Source organism: Micromonospora maritima, assembly GCF_902825405.1.
GTDB classification, from domain to species: domain Bacteria; phylum Actinomycetota; class Actinomycetes; order Mycobacteriales; family Micromonosporaceae; genus Micromonospora; species Micromonospora maritima.
In genome coordinates this window covers 1-2,495 of sequence record NZ_CADEAU010000660.1, presented here as the reverse complement: position 1 = coordinate 2,495, position 2,495 = coordinate 1, and the positions used below count along the sequence as shown (strand labels likewise).

The 2,495-nt window shown below is 72.3% G+C and carries 2 protein-coding genes; both read left to right on the top strand.

Annotated features, from left to right (window positions below; all coding sequences use genetic code 11):
- Positions 1-454: 4'-phosphopantetheinyl transferase family protein (locus HUW36_RS30690; protein WP_174531281.1), on the top strand; the 454-nt coding region annotated here is incomplete at its 5' end.
- A 45-nt stretch (positions 455-499) separates the two neighbouring features.
- A partial coding sequence (locus HUW36_RS30685) for a catalase (RefSeq protein ID WP_174531280.1) occupies positions 500-2,495 on the top strand: 1,996 nt, incomplete at its 3' end.

The window sequence follows — 2,495 nt, the reverse complement described above, 5'->3', positions numbered from 1 at the left end:
GGGCAGCATCACCCACTGCGCCGGCTACCGGGCCGCGGCCGTGGCCCCGGGTGTCGCGCTGGCCGGGCTGGGCATCGACGCCGAACCGCACGAGCCGCTGCCCGACGGGGTGGCCGACGCGGTCACCTCCGCCGGCGAGCCGGAGCACCTCGGCGGACTGCGGGTCGCCCACCCGACGGTGCACTGGGACCGGCTGCTGTTCAGCGCGAAGGAGTCGGTCTACAAGGCGTGGTACCCGCTGACCGGGCGCTGGCTGGGGTTCGAGGACGCGGCGCTGACCATCGATCCGGGCGGGCGCTTCACCGCGCGGATCCGGATCGACGGGGCCCGCACCGACGGCGGCCCGCCCCTGCGCGCGCTCGACGGACGCTGGCTGGTCGCGCGCGGGTTGGTGGTGACCGCCGTCGCGGTACCCGCCGGTTCGTCCTTGTTTGCCCGGCCCGACCCAGGGTAGGGGCCTGAGGACCTGGTCATTTCGCCGCAGGGAGGACAGGTCCCGATGGATTCCAGCAAGCCCGCCCAGGTCGTCAAGGGTGTCGTCGAAGCCGCCGTCGAGAAGGTCGGCGACGTGCTGACCCCGGACGTGCCGGGCGCGCCGGGCAGCGCGCCGCCGTCGCTCGACGAGCCCACCGCGCCGCACGGCCCGCTGCCGCCCAAGGACGAGCAGGGCGCACCGGACACACGCACCCCGACCGGCGCCGAGACCGGCGTCCCGAAGATCGCCAAGGGACAGCAGGGGGCCTACCTCACCACCGCCAACGGCGCGCGACTGCGCGACACCGACCACTCGCTGAAGGCCGGGCCACGCGGCCCGGTGCTGCTGCAGGACCACCACCTGCGCGAGAAGATCATGCACTTCGACCACGAGCGGATCCCGGAGCGGGTGGTGCACGCCCGCGGCGCCGGCGCGCACGGCGTCTTCGTCGCGAACGGCGCCGCCGAGAAGGTCACCCGGGCCGGGTTCCTGAAGAAGGGCCGCGAGACGCCGGTCTTCGTCCGCTTCTCCACCGTGCTGGGCTCGCGCGGATCGGCCGACACGGTCCGTGACACCCGGGGCTTCGCCACCAAGTTCTACACCGACGAGGGCACGTTCGACCTGGTCGGCAACAACATGCCCGTCTTCTTCATCCAGGACGCGATCAAGTTTCCGGACATCATCCACGCCGGCAAGCCGCACCCGGACCGGGAGATCCCGCAGGCGCAGAGCGCGCACGACACGTTCTGGGACTTCGTCTCGCTGCACACCGAGGCGCAGCACCACACCATCTGGAACATGTCCGACCGGGGCATCCCGCGGTCCTACCGGACCATGGAGGGCTTCGGCGTGCACACCTTCCGCCTGGTCGACGACGCCGGCGCGACGGTGCTCGTCAAGTTCCACTGGAAGCCGAAGCTCGGGGTGCACTCGCTGGAGTGGGAGGAGGCGCAGCTGATCAACGGGATCGACCCGGACTTCCACCGCCGCGACCTCTACGACGCCATCGAGGCCGGCGCGTACCCGGAGTGGGAGCTGGGCATCCAGGTCTTCCCGGACACGCCGGAGGAGACGTTCGCCGGGATCGACCTGCTCGACCCGACGAAGATCGTGCCGGAGGAGCTGGCGCCGGTGCAGCCGATCGGCACGCTCACGCTCAACCGGACGCCGCGCAACTTCTTCGCCGAGACCGAGCAGGTGGCGTTCCACCTCGGGCACCTGCCACCCGGCATCGACGTCACCAACGACCCGCTGCTGCAGGGCCGGCTCTTCTCCTACCTGGACACGCAGCTGACCCGGCTGGGCGGGCCGAACTTCCCCCAGATCCCGATCAACCGGCCGCACGCCGACGTCAACGACATGCTCCGCGACGGCTTCCACCAGCAGGCGGTGCACGCCGGAGTGGCGCCGTACCGGCCGAACTCGCTCGACGGCGGCAACCCGTTCCCGGCCGGCGACCGGGAGCACGCGTTCGTCGACGTGCCGGTGACGGTGGCCGAGGCGCCGAAGGTGCGGGCCGCGCCGGCCAGCTTCGACGACCACTACAGCCAGGTCCGGCTCTTCTGGGCGAGCATGTCGCCGGTGGAGAAGGAGCACATCGTCCGGGCGTACACGTTCGAGCTGGGCAAGTGCTATCACCAGGCGATCAAGGAACGGCAGCTCCAGTGCCTGGCCAACGTCGACCCGGTGCTGTGCGAGCAGGTCGCCACCGGTCTGGGCCTGCCCGCGCCGCAGCCCACGGTGCCGCTGGCCGAGGTGCAGCCCAGCCCGGCGCTGTCCCAGGTCGGTCGCGAGTGGCCGGCCGACGGCCGGATGGTCGGCATCGTGGTCGACGCCGACGGCGACCTGGACGACGTCGGGGAGGTCCAGCGGGCGGTGTTCGCCGCCGGCATGGTGCCGTTGCTGATCGCCGCGCACGGCGGCACGGTCGGCGGGCTGCCGGTGCAGCGCACGTTCGCCACCGCCCGCTCCGTCGAGTTCGACGCGATCCTGCTGGCCGGTGCCCCGGCGCCGGCGCCGG